Here is a 16,754-nt window from a genome sequence, read left to right as displayed (position 1 = left end):
TTAGTAAGCTGGAAGGCCAACGGCTCAGGAATACCAACTAGGCTAAAGCCCCTGAAACGGGGTTTATTTATCTTTGTAGCAGTTTATTATTGTTTAGATCGTCTTTCACTACCCTATTAGTCTTTCCGCCATGTTGAGATTTTTCGCCCTGTTGGTAGCATTCCTATGCTTTCAATCCACTTCCGTTTTTGCCCAAGAAGTATGCGGAACGGAACCCTCCCCCGCCGCCCGGGCTTACCTGGATGCTACGCGTAAAGCGGCCCAGGCGTACGTGCGGCCCACAACTCGAGGCAAGAATGGCGCGATGATTGAGGTACCGGTGCAGGCCCATATTTTCAACGATGATAATGGATTTGGCGGCCTCAGCCTGACCTCCTACCAAGTTGGTTTGGCGGATGCAAACGAGGATTACGCCCCCATGGGCATTCGCTTCGTAGACTGCGCCGCTCCCCGCTACTACGACGACGGTGATCGCTTTGATTTTAACCGGCTGGATGACGAAGCCTTCGTCCGGACCGCGTACGCCATTCCGGAAGTGATCAATATTTTCGTAGCCGACGAAGTATCCACCGGAACCAGCGACGTTTGCGGCTACACGTATCTTCCCCCCGGCCGCGACCTGATTCTCATGGACGCCGATTGCTTCAATAATGGTGCCACCCTCAGCCACGAGATTGGCCACTACCTGGGGCTTTACCATACCCACGGGAAATCCAACTGCGAAGATCTGACTGACGAATTGGTGGATGGTAGTAACTGTGATTTTACTGGAGATGACATTTGTGATACCCCCGCCGACCCCAACCTACGCGGGCCAGGCTGTAGTGCTTCAGAAATTGGCGGGAATTGCCAGTACACGGGAACCCGCCGCGACGCAAATGGTGCTGCGTACCAACCGCTTACGGACAATATTATGTCGTACGCGCCATCGTTCTGCCGGGACGCTTTTACCAATGGGCAGTACGACCGGATGGATTTCTACCTGAATGAGTCCCGCTCCTATCTCGTCTGTTCGGATTACAGCCCACCTCAGAATGACTTTTGCGTTGATGCACTACCGATCAACTGTGGCGAAACCAAAACCGGCTCCATCACCGGTGCCTCCATTGACCAATCGCCCGAATTTTGCGGCCGCGTCAATACTGGTGCGACCCGTGGTGTATGGTACCGCTACGCCGGAGATGGTTCGCAAATCACCGCCCGCCTGTGTGACGGAGAACTCTTCGGCCACCTCGCCGTCTTCACCGGAGCCTGCGATGATTTGGTGTGCATAAATCTCCCTGGCGATCGGTGTTCCAACCAACAAGCACCGGGCTCCTTCGCCACCTTCCCCACCGAGGCTGGGACGGACTACTACCTCTACGTCACCGGGATCGATGAATCAGTCGGCAACTACGAATTGGAAATTTCCTGCGTCTCGGCAAACTGCCCCGCGCCCGCCGACGTGCGGGTCACCGAACGGAACCACAACTATCTGATCGTAGACTGGACGCCGGATCAAACCAACGAGTTCGAACTCCGCGTCGGTGCCGTCTTTGGAAACGAAGGCGTAATCTACACCAATCCTACCCCACCTTTCCGGATCGAGGTCGAGGAAGCCTGTGGCCTGGAGTTCATCGAGTACCGCGGTATTTGCGACAACGTATTCGGCTTGTGGTCCGAACCCATTATCGTCGACCCCAGCCCTGTTTGTACGGACGACTACTGCGCGAGCTACGGCCGGCCGGAAGCCTACGCCATCGGCCGGGTACAGATCGCCAACATTCAACGGTCCACCGGAGTGGACAACGGATACCTTTTCTACCAGGCCGAAACGATGCAACTGGAGCGGGGCACTAATTATCCCTTCGTCGTCGGCCCCGTCGAAAATGGTGATCAAGCCGCCAGCTGGCGGATCTACCTGGACCTCAATGGTGACAACGATTTCGAAGACGAAGGTGAATTGATCTTTAGCCGCGACGCCAACGCCACCCAAACTGAGATTGGGGAATTCACGATGCCGGTAGCTCGCTACAACGGGCCCTCCCGCCTGCGCGTCATCCTCAGCGGTGACCCCAACCGGGATGATTGCACAGCCACCGGCGATGCGGAAACGGAAGACTACCTGGTCAACATCAGCGGCGGCATGCCCCAGGCAAATGAACTGTGCGAAGGCGCCATCGAACTCTCCTGTGGAACGACGACGCAGGGCCGCGTGGAAGCCGCCGGCTTCACCTTCGACGTAGACGAAAATTGTGGATTTAACGGAAGCCAGGAGCCCGGCCTCTGGTATTACTGGCCGGGCCAGGATGGCCAGTTGAGCCTGGACCTGACGCCCGACGTAGGATTCATGCAGTTGGATGTCTTCAGTGGCTCCTGCGGAAGCTTCACCTGCGAGCAACCCTTCACCCGTGGGACGGGCGATGGCGTGCAGGCAACTTACCTGACTGATCCGGATAAGGACTACTACATCTACGTGGGCGGTAATACTCGGAACGACCGCCCGTTTACCCTTACGCTGGATTGTGAAGGTTGCATCTCTCCGGAGGTATTCTTCGATGGTGAAACCGGCTTCAACTACTTCAGCCTCGCCTGGGATGGCCAGGAGCAAATCCTCGCCGACGCCCGGGTACGGCCCGTCGGATCGGACGAAGATTGGGTGATCTTCGCGGATGCCAGCAACAACGTCATCTCCGGTCTTGCGCCCTGTACCGATTTTGAGGTCCAACTGCGCCCAATCTGTACGGGCGACGCCACCTGGGGCGAATCTGAATTTATCAGCACTCTCGGCTGCGGTGAGGAATACTGCCCATCCTACGGCGCGAGCGAGCCTTACTGGATCAGCAGCGTGATGGTTGGTGACGTCAACCAGGTTTCCGGCGCTGCGTACGGCTACACGCAGTTTCAGCCTACCCTGGCCCAGTTTGGGCCGGGAGACGATTACCCCGTCAACCTCCAGGCCGCTACGGACTTGTCAACAACTGACCAGCCACTCAACTGGCGCGTCTACCTGGACCTCAACCGGAACAACAGCTTCGAGGACAACGAATTACTGGTTACCGCCCAAAACGCTGCGGATCAGGCGGTAATTTCCAGCATTACGATTCCAGCAACGGTCACCACGGGCCCCTCCCGATTACGGGTGATGATGAGCCCCGAAGCCATCAACGGCCCGTGCCAAACCGGTGGTGATTTGGTGGTAGAGGACTACTCGGTATCCTTCCTGAGTCTCGTAGCACCGAATGATCTCTGTAGCCAGGCCATCCCCATCGGCTGCGATCAGCTGATTGAAGGCAGTACCCTCCGGGCTGCGTCCACCCTCAGTGATACGGAATGTGGCCACGTGGACGGCTCCCCGCCGGGTGTTTGGTATTCCTTCGTAGGTACGGGCCGGCCCATGACGCCCAACCTTTGTTGGGAGAGTAATTACAATACGCGTATGGCCGTCTTCTCCGGCGATGTTTGCGGAGAGCTAACCTGCGTCGGCGTGAACTCCAATGCTTGCGGCGAGGCATCGTCCGTAACCGTCAGTACCGAGGTTGATGCTATTTATTACGTGTACGTATACGGATCCCAGGAAGAAAGGGGCAATTTCACGCTGAACCTACGTTGCGGTCTCCGTTGTATCCGCAGCCAAACGGATCGTTTGTGTACCGGCTTGCGCCAAACGGTCGTCGATCCGGACCTCCCACTCACTTACGATTTTACGCCGCTTCGCAGTAGTGGCAACGGTATCCGGGATTGGCTCGTGAATAGTCGGCCGTTGCCGTCAGTCGCCGGTGCATCCCTCCAAACGAATGGTAGCCTACGCATCACCTTTCCACGAAGCGGTGAGTATCAGATCTGCTACTCCGAGGCGGCTGACAATCTGGGCTGCGCGGACTACTGCTGCGCCACCTATTGTATCACGGATGAGCACACGGAAAGCCGCCAATCCATCGTCCGACCCTCGGCGGATGGTTCGGGGATCGACCTGGTCTTCGCGGCTAACGGAACCAGCCGTATCCAGTGGTACCGTTTGAACGACGACAACAGCACCAGACTGTTAAATAGCGGACAAACAGCCTTCGTACCCTACACCAACGATGATTGCGGCGCGCCCGAGTGCTACTACGTTTCCTACTTCCGTGGTAATACTTGCTACGAATCCGAATACGTGGTAGTCGACAACTGTAACCCCAGCAATTGCGAGGGGGACATCACCGTCGAATTTCAGGGCGGTGATATATTCCGGGTCACCGTCCCCGGTGATCGCAACGACGTTCGTTGGACGGTCAACGAAGAAGAAGCCGGGCGCTTCAACAGCATCTTCATTCCCGTTCCCTTCGGCACCAGCGCCCGCGTATGCGTGTCACGCAATCGTGATGGCAATGGTTTCACCACCTGTTGTACCACTCTAGAGAACACGTCCAGCACCAGTTTTCAGGATGATCCAACCAGGCTACAGATCGTGCCAAATCCGAATAGTGGCGTCTTTACCCTGCGTGGTTTACCCGCCAATCAAGCAGAACTAACCGTTGCCCTTTTCGATATGCGCGGCCGCAGGATGCAAAGCTGGGAAGGCAAGCAATCCGGACCGTACGAAACCCAAGGATTACCCAGCGGCGCATACGTACTAAAGGTGAGCTCGGAGGGGCAAACGATCGTAAAGAGATTGGTCATTCGGTAAACCGGAGAAATCAAACTTTAGGGAAGATTTGATCCGTGGGCATCAAATGAACACCCCGCCCGAGGCCGCCATCGCTTCCGCAAAGGCTGATTCGTTTACGTTCGTCTCCGCAAAGCCGAGGTAAGCCAGCAGGTTCTCCGTCGCCATATTACCGGTGAGGTCGTCCTTCGCCATGGGGCAACCTCCGAAGCCGCGGATGGCACCATCGAAGCGGCGGCAACCGGAGTTGGTGGCGGCCTCCACTTTTTCCCGCCAGGTCGAGGGCGTAGTGTGGAGATGGGCCCCGATCTCCAGTTCCGGGTAGCGAGGGATCAGGTTGCTGAAGAGGTAGGAGATATTCTCCGGGCTACTTACCCCGACGGTATCGGACAACTGGAAGATCTTAAGGTCCAGCGCCGCTAAACGGCTTACCCATTCCTCTACCACGTCAACGTTCCAGGGGTCACCGTAAGGATTGCCGAAGCCCATGCTGATGTAGAGGACCATCTCTTTTCCGGCGGCCAGGGTCATATCCTGGATCTGCTTCACCCGGTCCAGGCTCTCCGCCAACGTCGCGTTGGTGTTCCGGAGCTGAAAGGTTTCGCTGATACTGAAGGGGTAACCCAGGTAATCGATCTCCGCGTGGCTCAGCGCATCCGTTGCTCCCCGCCGGTTGGCTACGATGGCCAGGAGTTTGGTATCAGTAACGGAAAGGTCCAATTGCCCGAGCACCTCCGCCGTGTCCCGCATCTGTGGGATGGCCTTGGGCGAGACGAAACTGCCAAAGTCGAGGGTATCGAACCCGCAGGCCAGCAGTTGTTGCAGGTAGGCTGCCTTCACCGCGGTGGGGATGAAATCGTGGCGCCCCTGCATCGCATCGCGGGGGCATTCAATGATCTTAATGGGAGCGGTGGGCACGGTCAGGACTAAAGTATGGAGCGGATTCCACCACGGATTGGTTAGGTCGCGTGGAATAGGCCGGAATAGGTACTCCGTGGGTAATGGGAAGGTAAAATAAGGACTTACCGGCGCAACACCTTTACGCTCGCCTTAGTTTTGCACCAGAGTGCAGTCACTAAGCTCGCTACCCAAAACGTTTCCTCATGCTCAAGCACGCCACCACCATCCGCGTAATCGGTTTCCTTCTTTTGATTATTGGGCTATTCACCCTCTTCATCAATATGGTGGGCGTAGACCTGGTCATCCTCGACTGGCTCTACCGCTACAATGTAGCCCTCTCCTTCGCCGTACGACTGGGGATGGTCATCGTAGGCATCATCATGATCTATATCGGAAGCACAAACTGGGACCGCGTTGAAGCTTGATCAGTCAGGTAGTATCGTAGTCGGGTAGTCAGGTAATACGTACTACCTGACTACCCGACTACCTGACTACCCGACTAAGCCCTACCAGTAAAAGGTAGCATTCAACGACGGCAGGATAGGCAACTGGTCCACCCGTTCGTTCGAGATCCGATCCACGTAGAAGATGTTTTCCCGGTTGTAGGCGTTGGTCACCGAAGCCGTAATCTCCAGGCGGGAGCTTTCCCCGAAATTAAAGGTCCGCTGTAAGCTTAGGTCGAGGCGGTGGAAATCGGACAGACGGCCACCGTTACGGTCACCACTGAGCAGTACACCGAGTGAGCCGTTACCCGTCAGCACGTTCGGGGTGATGGGGTTGGTACTGAGATCGGGCTCCTCCACGAAACCAACCGTCTCGGTGAAAGGGAAGGCGGAACCGAAGTTAAACTTGAAGCCGGCCAGCCACTGCTGGTCCTTACCGAAAGCGTAGGAGCCGTAAGCATTCACGTTGTGGCGGCGATCGAAGCTGGTGGGGTACTCTTCGAAACCGTCGTCACGAGTGACGAAACCGAGGCTGTAATTAGAAGCCAGGAGTAAACTTCCCTTCCGGTACTCGACGGAGACGTCACCACCGTAAGCCACCCCGTCCAGCGCAATGAAGTTGGCATCCTGCGCGCTGAGTTTGTTGCGGTTAAGTTCAATGAGTTGGTTAAAGCCCTTGTAGTAACCTTCAATGTTGACGGTGATGTCCTTATTCACGTCGTACTCCACCCCACCAATGGCGTGGATGGCCTTCTGCAAGTTATCGTCCGTCGCCTCACCATTGGAATCGAAGATGGTGCCCTCCGGCCCGACCAGGAAGCCGGAGAAGAAGTTGACGATGTCCAAATCGTTCTGGGTGGAGATCAGGTTCTGGCTGTACAGGCCACCCGCCGCCTTGAAGCGGAGTTTGGTGGAAGCATTGTACTTCATTCCGAACCGCGGCTCGATGCTGATCGCATTCTGGCTGGCGTAGTACTGCGCGCGGAGGCCGGGCTCGATGATGAGGTTACCGATCTTCTTCTTGTACTTGACGTAACCGTTCAATTCCGTCGTGAAGTCCTCCTGCTCAAAGGTGATACCAACGGGGTTAACGAAGGTGAAGTTGGTGTTCAATCCGTTGTAGTCGAAGCCGTAGGCGAAGGAGGCGCCGTCGCCGAAGTAGGTAAAGTTGAGTTGGGCAACGTAGTTCGCAATGGAGCTACTCCTCGGGGTACTGTTCCGTTCACTAAGGTTCACCTGGTAGTTGGAGGCGGAGATCACTCCATCAATCACCACGTTACTGCTTGGGGGGACGACGTTAAAGCTGGCCGCACCACCGGAGTTGGTCCAATCCAGGTTCGCTACCCCGGGTACGAGGAAGTCATCAGTGTAGTTGAAGCCAAACAAATTCAGCTTGGAACCATTGCCGCCGACGAAACTGATCTTGCCGTAAATATCCTGATAGTCGTAGGGAAGGCCAATGTCTTTGGCGTCTACGCTATCCTCCAGGTTGAAGAAGTTTTCTTGGACGGCGTAGCCGTAGAGGTTGGGGCTCGTTTCGGCAAGGAGGCTACGTTTACCCGTTACGAGGAAACTGACACTACTGCCGGTTTCCGGATCCAATTTCTTGATGGGACCTTCCGCGAGCACTTTGGCCTGAAAGGGGCTGGCACTTACGAGGCCACTAAATTTCTTTTTGTCGCCCTCCCGCGTTTTAATGTCCACAATGGCGGAGATGCGGCCACCGTATTCGGCGTTGAAGCCCCCCGTGTAGACATCCGCCGAGCGAATGGCCTCCGTTTCGAAAACGGAGAAAAGACCGATGGAGTGGAACGGATTGTAGATCGTCATCCCATCCAACAACAGCTTATTCTGTACGGGGCTACCACCCCGAATGTAGAGTTGCCCACCCTGGTCGCCGGTGCTTACTACGCCCGGCAGGACGGTCAGGTACTGGGCGATATCCGGCTCACCACCGGTGGCGGGGATGGCCATAATTTCCTCCCCCGAGAAGGTAACCTTGGCTACGGCGACGTCGGAACGCGCCTGCTCGCGGCGAGCACTTACCGATACGGTTTCCAGCTTTACACCACCGTCCACACTGATCGTCAGTCGTTTATACTCAATTTGGCTCTCTCTGGCGATGGTTACGGCCGTCGCGGTGCTGTCGTAACCGACGTAGCGTACGATGAGGGTAAAGTCACCCACCGGTAGGTTGGCAAAACTGAAAAAGCCATCGACGTCCGTATTCTCTCCACGGTTAAGATCGTCGGGGCCGAGCAACTGTACGGTACCAAAAGAAATGGGCTCACCGGTTTCTTCGTCGAATACATTTCCGCGGATGATGGCCGATTGGCCGAAGGCGGTAGCTGACAAACAAAGCAGCAAAAGAAAGCTGAAGAAACGCATGTATAAGGTGGTTTTGGCTGGGGCGGCAAAGATAGCCAAATCAGTGGAGGGCGGCTACCCCATTACCGGCACCAAATCTTCGTGGTGAGTTCCTCTTTTACGCGGGAAATAGTCCGAACCGGCACCACCGGTCACTAATAGCAGCGCCCCTCGCACGGGTGAGTACGAGGGGCGCTATCCGCAGAGTGATGTGGCAAATACTATTTAAGTACCCCGGCACCTTCGCGGTATACTTCCGGTTGGTCACCCGTACAGATGATGACGGTACTGGGCCGGTTACTGCTCATCCCACCGTCGATGACTGCATCCACGCGCTTGCCGTACACCTCGTAGATTTCCTGAGGGTCACTGAAGTACTCCTGTACATCGTCCCCTTCCCGTTTTACGGAGGCCGTCAGAATGGGCCGGCCGAGCCCACGCACCAGGGCGTCGACAATATTGTTGTCCACGAGGCGTACACCAATGGTTTCCTTCCGGTTCTTCAGGATCTTCGGCGTCTTGTTGTTGGAGTTCAGGATGAAGGTGAAGGGGCCGGGCGTGTTGTGCTTGATGACCCGGAAGACATCATTGTTGATCGTCTTGGAGTAGTCAGTGATCTGGGAGATATCCTGACACATAAAGCTGAACAGGGCCTTGCTGGGGTCCAGACCCCGGATGCGGGCGACGCGCTCGACGGCATTCTTGTTCGTGATGTCGCAGCCAATGCCGTAAACCGTATCGGTGGGGTAGATAATTACGCCGCCGTCTTCGAGGATGTCCACCATTTGCTGGATGAGGCGTGGTTGGGGGTTATCGGCATTAATGGAAATAAGCATGGGCAATCGTTTAGGTTTCAACCCACCGGCAGGAACCTACGGCGGGATGTAAATTCATGAATTGAGGTCAATATAGCGTACGCAGAATGTTTTCACACTCAATAAGTTTCCAAAATAGTCCAGTAGCAAAATTATCCTCCGTAGCGCATTGAAACTGCATCGAAATAAATCCAACCTTTTTCAAAACTACTCTTGTAGTATTACACTTGTAGTACTAACTTTACCGCACAATACTATTTATGCCTGCCCTCCCCCACCCTTCGGAAGCCCAATTGGAGATCCTTGACTTGCTTTGGACGGACCAACCCGCCACCGTGCAACAACTCCACGCCCGCTTAGCCGACCGGCGGCAGGTGAGCTACAACACCGTGCTTACCCAACTGCAGCGCATGGCGAAGTCCGGCCTCGTGGAAAGGAATACCGACCAGCGCACCCACACCTACGTGGCGGCCCACCTGCGCGAAGCCATCGAGCAATCCGTCTTTGGCCGGCTCGCGAACACCGCCTTTGGAGGCAGTAAGGTGAACCTGGCCCTGCGTGCGCTGGGCAATGAGACACCCAGCCCCGCCGAACTGGAGGAGCTGGAAGCCTGGATCAAAAAACAGAAAGGATAATGGCTGACCTGACAACTACCCTACTGCCACTGGCCTCCGCCTTCGGTTTCACGCTGCTCCACAGTTGTTGGATCGGCCTGTTGGTGTACGTCTTGGTTCGGACGATCGCGCCGCTGCTCCCAACCGCTTCCGGTCGGTACTTCCTGGCTTACGTGGGGCTGCTAACTGTTGGATTTGGGTCTGCGTACGCCTTTTACGATACCTATTACGTAGCGCCCATTTGCGAAAACCTGCTGCTGGCGCCCCCACCGGAAGTATTCTCTATGTCCGTTAGCCCTAGCACTACGACGCCGCCAAGTGAGCTTTCGTCTAACTTCACGGTCTTCACCCCCTGGCTGAGCCTTTGCTACCTGATCGGCCTGTTGCCCGCGGCGTTTTTACTGTTTCGCAAACACCAGGAAATTCAGCGCTTGCGTAGCACGGGCCTGAGCAAAATGCCGGCTGCCTGGCAATCTTCCATTCGGCCAATTCTCGAGGCTCACCCGCTTACCCGTACCGTTAGCCTGCACCTCAGTTCAGTAGCTACGGAGGTGATGACCGTCGGATTTTGGTCCCCCATCATCGTCGTGCCGGTGGCCCTCGCTAATCAGATCAGCCCGGAGATGGCGCGCACGTTGCTATTGCACGAGTTGGCCCACGTCCGCCACTACGACCACCTCCTGAATTACCCACAGCAAGTCTTGCGCGTGCTGTTTTTCTACCACCCCGCCGTCCACGCCCTCTGCCGCATTATTGACCGCGAGCGAGAGCACCGTTGTGACGACTGGGTTGCCCGCCAGTGTTCCGATCGCCGTACTTACGCCTCCGCGCTGGTGGCGGCGGCCCAATTTTCTTACACCTCAAATCCCCTTGCCATGAGCGCATCTAAAACCCCGTTCACCTTCCGTATTCACCGCCTCTTCAACGGCGACCGCGCGCCGAAGGATGGCCGCTTTGCCCTGTCGGCCCTATTCCTGCTTACGCTTGCTATCACTCAATTCCCACTGAAGCAAGCGGGCGCTGCCGCAGGTGCCGTGAATTGTTTGCAAGAAGATAAACCGGTAGTCACCCCATTGCCGGAGATCATTGCCCTTAACGACTTGGATGTCCTTCCAACGGAGGAAGCCCAACCGGTTAATCCCCCTGCGGCAACCCCACCACCAGCCACTGTTCCCGTCACCGTGGAGGAAGTCATACCCACCGTCGTCGCCACCCCTACCCTTTCCCCCGCACCCGCGGCAGCGCCCGCTGAAGTAGCGTTGGATACGATCAAACCGGAGGAATTTGAAATTGATAACGAGGACCGGGAAACGCTGGAACTCGATGCCTCCGGGACAGTAACCAATGTGCAAGTCCGGACCAGCGGCACCAACGTTGAAAACGTGGTGATTCGGATTGACGGCGTAGTGATGAAGGAAATGAGCCTGAATGACCTCGACGCACAGCGCATTGAGCAAATCGATATCACCAAGGATAAGGAAAGCCTGCGTGCGCTCGGGTTTGAGGAATACGAAGGCCTCGTGGACGTGACGACAAAGGATGGGGTCCGCAAAATGCTCAAAGAAGAAAAGTCGTCCCCCATAAAAATCCGTGGCGTGGAGGAAGGAAACATTGCCTACTTCCTGCACGGAACTCGCGTCGAACCAACACCCGGTCTTAAGTTCGTCAACCCGGACGATATCCTTTCCATTACCGTCGTGAAAGACCGTGAACAACTGGACCGAGATGGTCTCCAGGGCTTTGACGGGGCCGTCTACATCACTACCAAAAACAAGCGCAAGACCACCCGCAAACTGCGCAAACAAAAGAGCAAGAATTAGGCTCGGGGAAGTAGCTTTGCTCACATGCGAATAGCCTTCCTCGACAAAGCCGCCCACCCCTACCTAAAGAACGCCCTCCAAATGGAAGGCCACACCGTAGATGAACTCGATCACCTGACGCGGCCCGACGTGCTGCAAGCCCTTCAGCTTTACGACGGGCTGATGATCCGTAGCCGCCTCGACATCGACCGGGAATTGCTCGATGCCTGCCCACCCCACTTCCGCTTCGTCGCCCGCTGGGGTGTCGGGACGGACCACATCGATCTCGAATACGCCAAGGAGAAAGGTATCCAGGTTTTCAATAGCCCGGAAGGCAGCAAGCACACGGTGGCCGAACATACCGTAGGAATGATGCTGATGCTCCTTAACCACCTCGGCCGGGCGGACCGGCAGATTCGCGACGGCGGCTGGATTCGCCGCGGCAATATTGGAACGGAATTGGGTCACCTCACCGTAGGGCTTATTGGCTACGGAAACATGGGCCAAAACACCGCCCAACGACTGAGTGGCTTCGGCTGCAAAGTGCTCACCCACGATAAATTCCGCAAGAACTACGGCGATGAGTACGCGGAAGAAGCAACCTTGGAACAGATTCAGGAAGAGGCGGACGTAGTTTCCCTGCACATGTTCCTGGAGGGCAATCACTACTACGCCGATAAGGAATGGTTCGCCGCATTTGCCAAGCCGATCTACCTCATCAATACCGCCCGCGGCCCGATCGTCAAGACCGAAGACCTCGTGGAAGCGATGGAAAGCGGGAAAGTACTGGGCGCTGCGCTGGACGTCCACGAATACGAGGACAAATCGTTCGTCCACCTGGACCCAGCGGATCTGCCCGCCCCTTTTCAGTACCTCCACGATAGCGACCGCACGGTGCTGACGCCCCACATCGCCGGTTGGAGCGAGGATGCCGAGGAGGGCCACGCCCATACCTTGTTCGCTAAGCTGGAGGTGGCCTTTCGCAAGCAAGCTGGCTAACCGTGTAAGCAATACTTTGACCGTGCACCAACTTTTGTTCCGTCGCGGCGTGGCTGGGAATTCCCCGGTCCGCCCGTACCTTTGCGCGCTCAAATCCAACCTGCGCTTTGGCCAGAACCTACAAGATCAAGGAATCCTTTTACACCCTCCAGGGCGAAGGCGCTCAGGCCGGCCGCGCCGCCGTGTTCCTACGGTTCACAGGTTGCAACCTCTGGAGTGGCCGGGAAGAAGACCGGACGGAGGCCGTTTGTAAGTTCTGCGATACTGACTTCATCGGTACCGACGGACAAAACGGCGGCCGCTACGACCTGGAGGCCTGCGCAAATCTCGTGGCCAGTCTCTGGCCTGGTGGAGGGAAACCCTACGTTGTTTGTACGGGCGGGGAGCCGCTACTGCAGCTGGATGAACCGCTGATTGAAGCCCTCCACTTACGTGGTTTTGAGGTCGCCGTTGAGACTAATGGGACGGTCGCGGTGCCAGAAAGCATCGACTGGGTTTGCGTGAGCCCCAAAGCCAACGCAGAGCTGGTCGTGACGAAAGGGGATGAGCTCAAGTTGGTCTACCCACAACCTGAAGTAGGTGCGCAACCCGAGCAATTTGTGAACCTCAATTTCACCCATTTCTTCCTCCAACCAAAGGACGAACGGGGCCACGATCACACGCCGGCGACGGTAGCCTACTGTATGGAGCATCCCCAATGGCGCATCAGCCTGCAGACCCATAAATTGATGGGGATTGATTAGCGGTTCCGCTACCCTTCCCCGCTAAGCAAACTGCCGGAGTTGATCAGCGATCGTCTTAGTCAGCCAGTATTTACCGTTGTTGATGGATTCCTCCGGGCTGATAGTATTGGCTTCCACCAAACTGATCACCCGCTCAATACCAACGGGATTGACGCCATTGGGTAGCCGACTGCTGCTACAGATGGCCCAGGCTTTCGTTTTGGAATCATAAGCGAGTCGCCCTACTCCCGCGACTACTTTTCCGGAGAGCGTTTGCTCGTCGATTTGCCCTTCGCCGGTGATGATGAGGTCCGCCGTGGCGGCTAGTTGACGGAGCCCTACGGCCTCGATCAGCCAGTCGGTTCCGGATACGATCTCTGCGTTTAGGAAAGAGAGGGCACCGTAACCCAACCCTCCTGCCGCACCAGCTCCGGGGGTGGATGAATGGTCCATGCCGCAAGCATCACTGACGACCGCGGCCCAGGCTTTTTGGTGGGCTTCCAGCGTGGGTAAGTCCTCCGGCTGGGCGCCCTTCTGGGTCGCGTAGGTATAGGTAGCTCCCGCTGGCCCGAGGAGTGGATTGTTGACATCGCAGACGGCCCGAAAGGTGACGCTTCGCAAGTCCGTACTTCCCGCTTCGCGGCCGATGCGGGTGACGTAGCGGAGAGAATTGCCGGAAGGGACGAAGTCGTTGCCACGATCCGACCGAAAAGTATAGCCCAGGGCGGCGGCCATTCCGGCTCCCCCGTCGTTGGTAGCACTTCCCCCGAGGAACAGGTTTATCTCTGTTGCTCCGCGGGCCAGAGCGTCTTCAATTAGCTGCCCTACACCGATGGTGGTGGTGAAGCCCGGGTCGCGACGGTGGCGGGGAACGTGCTGCAAACCGCAGGCTTCGGCGGATTCGATATAAGCTTTACCGGCTCCCATAAGGTACCGGGCGGAGACGGGCCGGCGGAGGGGGCCGGTTACTTCCAGCCGGTGTTCCTTCAGCGGCAGGAGTTGCTGGAGGATTTGCAGCGATCCTTCGCCACCATCCGCCAACGGCTGGCCGGTAACGATGGCATCGGGGAGAACCCTGAGGATTCCTTCACGAATGGCGGCCACTGCTTCCGAGGCGGAAAGGGAGTCTTTGAATTTATCGGGACAGACGAGGATGTTCATGGGTTCACGGGTAGAATGTGGGAAATTCTGCCATTAGGAACGGACGCTTGGAGGACGCCAACTCTTCCGCTACGCTTTAGAGCTGGCGACGCTCCAAGGTCCTAACTACGTAGAATAAAGGTCCTTGGAGCGTGCGTAGCTCCTCCAAGCGTCCGGTGAGACACGGAGGACTTCAACTGAATACATCTACCAATCAAAAGCCTAGACCTTCTAGTTAAGCTTCCTGACGACCTATAGCTCCCGTACCCAAATGTTGCGGTAGGAAACTTCGTTACTGTGGTCCTGCAACGTGAGGGGCGCATCTCCGTGAGCGGTGTAGGTATGGAGGCCAATGTAGGCAGTCACGCCTTGGATGACGTGGTGGTTCTGGACGAGCACGCCGTTGTGTAGCACCGTCACCGTGGCGGGGCGGATGAGCATCCCATCCTTATTGAAGTGGGGTTTCATGAAGATGACGTCGTAGGTATTCCATTCCCCCATCTTGCGGGTAGCATTGACGAGCGGAGGGCTTTCCTTGTAGATGCTACCAGCTTGGCCGTTGGTGTAGGTTTCGCTTCCATTGCTTTCGAGGACCTGTACTTCGTAGCGGTCCATGAAAAAGACTCCGGAGTTACCGCGGAGTTGGCCTTCCTTATCGGGTTCGTTTGGGCTGCGCCACTCGATGTGAAGCTGGACGTCACCAAAATCGCGGCGGGTTTTGATGAAACCGGTGCCGGGCTTGACGGTTAGGACGCCGTCGGCAACTGACCACTCTACCGGTCCATCTCCTTCCTTCATGACCCACTCTGCCGTGCTGCCGTCTTCGCCGAAGAGGATGATGGCGTCGCTGGGGGCGGTATTGACGCTTTGGCCGGCGGTGACCTTTGGGGGCACGGGGGTGTAAAATTCCGTGGCGGCGGGGTCGGTGATCTGGGCGGTTAGGGAAAGAGTTAGGAGGGTAAGAACCGTAGTTAGTAGTTGCTTCATTGGGTGTAACTGTGATTTAAGCGTAAGGTAGGTAACTAATGAAAGTTGGTTAAGGGTAAGTGTAGGGTTTCAGGGCTTGGCCATGAGGTAGGTTACAAGATTTGTACAACAAGTCGTCGGACGAAGCTGGCCTTTTTCCTACGGAAAATATCCAGTGAATCGTCCGACGACTGTACAGTTCGGGTCGTCGGACGATTCACTAGGATGCCGCGAAGCAGGGGCTGGTTTCGTCCGACGACTGGCGAACCTCTAATGCGGCAGCCGAGACCTCACCAAACCATAAACGTAAGTACCAAATACCGAGGCTAGGATCACCACTCCAATTGCCCAGATCCCGTGGCCGAGCAGGGTAAACATTGGCCCGGGGCAAGCACCCGTCAAAGCCCAACCAAGGCCGAAGATCGTTCCACCAAACAGGTAGCGGGGTACGGTGAAGTCTTTCGCTTTCAGGCTCCATTGATGACCGTCCACGGTCTTCCAATTCAGTCTTTTGGCGAGACCAACACCGATGGCACCCACCACTACGGCCGTGCCGATGATACCATACATGTGGAAGGATTCGAACCGAAACATCTCTTGAATACGGAACCAGGAAACGGCTTCGGATTTTGTCATCACGATTCCAAAGACGATACCAATGAATAGGTAGAATGCAGTGCGCATGATGTTTATTCTATTGTTTTTTAACGAAGGTGGGGTTGTCGCTCTGCTAAGCGACCAGGTTGAGTAATTGAGGAAGGATCAACCAGGTCATCAGTAAACCGCCGGCGAAGAATCCTACGACGGCGATAAGGCTCGGGACTTGCAAATTGGATAGCCCACTAATGGCGTGGCCACTCGTACATCCTCCCGCCCAACGGGTACCGAAACCGATCAAAAAACCACCGAGCACTAACAGGACCAGCGTAAGCCAATTTATTTCCGCCAGGCTAAAGAGTTCGTGGGGGACGTACCCCGTTCCCTGCGCACCAGTTGATGGGGCGTCGATCCCCAATGATGACAGGTAGGTTTCCGTAGCCGTAGAGATGGCAACGGGCTCCGGGTTAGCCAGGATGGTGGAAGCGATGAAGCCGCCAATCACCGCACCGGCGATGAAAAGTAGGTTCCAACGTTGCGCTTTCCAATCGAACCGGAAGAAGTCGCTGTGCTTCCCGGCACCGGCCAGCGTACACATCGTGCGGAGATTAGAACTAACGCCAAACTGCTTACCGGCGTAGAGGAGTGCGAACATTACGCCGGCAATCAGTAGCCCGCTGACGGACCAGTGCCAGGAACCCTTTAGGAGTGAAAGCATGGTGGATATCGTATGGTGGCTCTTGACAATACGTCCTGAGCTTATAC

Annotated in this window: 13 protein-coding genes; 6 read left to right on the top strand and 7 right to left on the bottom strand. The window is 56.3% G+C overall.

Going from position 1 to position 16,754, the window contains the following annotated elements; genetic code table 11:
• Positions 1-130: 130 nt before the first annotated feature.
• On the top strand, positions 131-4,648 hold the full coding sequence (locus tag A3850_RS10845; protein ID WP_068216414.1) for a zinc-dependent metalloprotease: 4,518 nt from the start codon (positions 131-133) through the stop codon (positions 4,646-4,648).
• 42 nt (positions 4,649-4,690) lie between these two features.
• On the opposite strand, the gene A3850_RS10840 is transcribed toward A3850_RS10845, so the two are convergent.
• Positions 4,691-5,500, bottom strand: a complete 810-nt coding sequence (locus A3850_RS10840) for a hydroxymethylglutaryl-CoA lyase (RefSeq protein ID WP_068219684.1) — start codon at positions 5,498-5,500, stop codon at positions 4,691-4,693.
• A 230-nt stretch (positions 5,501-5,730) separates the two neighbouring features.
• Here A3850_RS10840 and A3850_RS10835 point away from each other — a divergent pair, with 230 nt between their 5' ends.
• The gene (locus tag A3850_RS10835) at positions 5,731-5,952 is read left to right on the top strand and encodes a hypothetical protein (RefSeq protein ID WP_068216412.1); all 222 of its coding nucleotides are present in this window, start codon (positions 5,731-5,733) and stop codon (positions 5,950-5,952) included.
• Positions 5,953-6,033: 81 nt separating this feature from the next.
• Here the strand turns inward: A3850_RS10835 and A3850_RS10830 are convergent, their stop codons facing one another.
• Positions 6,034-8,358: a TonB-dependent receptor gene (locus A3850_RS10830; RefSeq protein ID WP_068216411.1), complete on the bottom strand. Its 2,325-nt coding sequence runs from the start codon at positions 8,356-8,358 to the stop codon at positions 6,034-6,036.
• A gap of 200 nt (positions 8,359-8,558) precedes the next feature.
• Positions 8,559-9,173 carry an L-threonylcarbamoyladenylate synthase gene (locus tag A3850_RS10825; protein WP_068216408.1) on the bottom strand — a complete coding sequence of 205 codons (615 nt, stop codon included), beginning with the start codon at positions 9,171-9,173 and terminating at the stop codon, positions 8,559-8,561.
• Positions 9,174-9,412: 239 nt separating this feature from the next.
• Between A3850_RS10825 and A3850_RS10820 the strand changes: the two genes are divergently transcribed.
• The 4 genes from A3850_RS10820 to queE all read left to right on the top strand — a co-directional run bounded on the left by A3850_RS10820 (position 9,413) and on the right by queE (position 13,307).
• Positions 9,413-9,787 carry a BlaI/MecI/CopY family transcriptional regulator gene (locus A3850_RS10820; RefSeq protein ID WP_068216406.1) on the top strand — a complete coding sequence of 125 codons (375 nt, stop codon included), beginning with the start codon at positions 9,413-9,415 and terminating at the stop codon, positions 9,785-9,787.
• The gene (locus tag A3850_RS10815; RefSeq protein WP_068216404.1) at positions 9,787-11,586 is read left to right on the top strand and encodes a M56 family metallopeptidase; all 1,800 of its coding nucleotides are present in this window, start codon (positions 9,787-9,789) and stop codon (positions 11,584-11,586) included. The genes A3850_RS10820 and A3850_RS10815 overlap by 1 nt, the downstream gene beginning before the upstream one ends.
• A 24-nt stretch (positions 11,587-11,610) precedes the next feature.
• Positions 11,611-12,564, top strand: coding sequence for an NAD(P)-dependent oxidoreductase (locus A3850_RS10810; RefSeq protein ID WP_068216402.1), 954 nt, complete (start codon positions 11,611-11,613; stop codon positions 12,562-12,564).
• 107 nt (positions 12,565-12,671) lie between these two features.
• Positions 12,672-13,307 (top strand): 7-carboxy-7-deazaguanine synthase, encoded by a 636-nt coding sequence (gene queE / locus A3850_RS10805; protein ID WP_068216400.1) that lies wholly within the window; start codon positions 12,672-12,674, stop codon positions 13,305-13,307.
• A 21-nt stretch (positions 13,308-13,328) separates the two neighbouring features.
• Here queE and A3850_RS10800 read toward each other — a convergent pair whose 3' ends face one another.
• The 4 genes from A3850_RS10800 to A3850_RS10785 form a co-directional block, all read right to left on the bottom strand.
• Positions 13,329-14,447: a glycerate kinase gene (locus A3850_RS10800; RefSeq protein ID WP_068216399.1), complete on the bottom strand. Its 1,119-nt coding sequence runs from the start codon at positions 14,445-14,447 to the stop codon at positions 13,329-13,331.
• 231 nt (positions 14,448-14,678) lie between these two features.
• Positions 14,679-15,413 (bottom strand): DUF1080 domain-containing protein, encoded by a 735-nt coding sequence (locus tag A3850_RS10795; protein ID WP_068216397.1) that lies wholly within the window; start codon positions 15,411-15,413, stop codon positions 14,679-14,681.
• 249 nt (positions 15,414-15,662) lie between these two features.
• Positions 15,663-16,076 carry a DUF6691 family protein gene (locus A3850_RS10790; RefSeq protein WP_068216395.1) on the bottom strand — a complete coding sequence of 138 codons (414 nt, stop codon included), beginning with the start codon at positions 16,074-16,076 and terminating at the stop codon, positions 15,663-15,665.
• A 46-nt stretch (positions 16,077-16,122) separates the two neighbouring features.
• Positions 16,123-16,707 (bottom strand): YeeE/YedE family protein, encoded by a 585-nt coding sequence (locus A3850_RS10785; RefSeq protein WP_068216394.1) that lies wholly within the window; start codon positions 16,705-16,707, stop codon positions 16,123-16,125.
• Between the last annotated feature and the right edge of the window lie 47 nt (positions 16,708-16,754).

Origin of the sequence: Lewinella sp. 4G2 (assembly GCF_001625015.1) — a bacterium.
Taxonomy (GTDB): Bacteria; Bacteroidota; Bacteroidia; order Chitinophagales; family Saprospiraceae; genus Neolewinella.
This window is presented reverse-complemented; position numbering and strand designations above follow the sequence as displayed.